Genomic DNA, 840 nt, shown 5'->3' with positions numbered 1-840 from the left:
ATTGTACGTACACGGTTTCAGGGTCTATTTCACTCCCCTCCCGGGGTTCTTTTCGCCTTTCCCTCACGGTACTGGTTCACTATCGGTCATTCAGGAGTATTTAGCCTTGGAGGATGGTCCCCCCATCTTCAGACAGGATATCACGTGTCCCGCCCTACTCTTCAAGCTTCCACATAACTCACCTTCGTGTACGGGACTTTCACCCTCTGTCGCGCGACTTTCCAGACGCTTCCACTAATGCGTTATGCTTCCCACTTTGGGCTCCTCCCCTTTCGCTCGCCGCTACTCGGGGAATCTCGGTTGATTTCTTTTCCTCGGGGTACTTAGATGTTTCAGTTCTCCCGGTTCGCCTCACTTGACTATGTATTCATCAAGCAATAATGTAGTTACCTACATTGGGTTTCCCCATTCGGACATCGACGGCTATAGCGCCTTTTATCGGCTTACCGTCGCTTTTCGCAGATTAACACGTCCTTCTTCGCCTCTGAATGCCTAGGCATCCACCGTGTACGCTTAATTTCTTAACCTTACAACTCACAGTTGTCTTGGTTTTTCATTACGCTTTTTTCTCTTTCTTACTGCAAACCAACATACTTTCATATGCTAGTCTGCCATAAAAACGAGAACTCGTTTCTTTCAGCTTGTTCCTAATTGTTAAAGAGCTTTATCTTTCTATTTACTTAATTAAAAGCAAATACAAAGATAATTAATTTGAAAAGAGATATCTTTAATGGTGGAGCTAAGCGGGATCGAACCGCTGGCCTCCTGCGTGCAAGGCAGGCGCTCTCCCAGCTGAGCTATAGCCCCAATAATTCACTTCATCTGTTTCCCCAATTCGCT

Annotated in this window: 1 tRNA gene and 1 rRNA gene; both read right to left on the bottom strand. The window is 46.1% G+C overall.

Going from position 1 to position 840, the window contains the following annotated elements:
* A 23S ribosomal RNA gene (locus A9G13_RS01405) occupies positions 1-527 on the bottom strand; the annotation flags it as partial.
* A 204-nt stretch (positions 528-731) separates the two neighbouring features.
* A tRNA-Ala gene (locus A9G13_RS01400) sits at positions 732-807 on the bottom strand.
* Positions 808-840: the final 33 nt, after the last annotated feature.

Origin of the sequence: Gilliamella sp. wkB178 (genome assembly GCF_001690705.1) — a bacterium.
In the GTDB taxonomy this organism is placed as follows: domain Bacteria; phylum Pseudomonadota; class Gammaproteobacteria; order Enterobacterales; family Orbaceae; genus Gilliamella; species Gilliamella apicola_K.
This window is presented reverse-complemented; position numbering and strand designations above follow the sequence as displayed.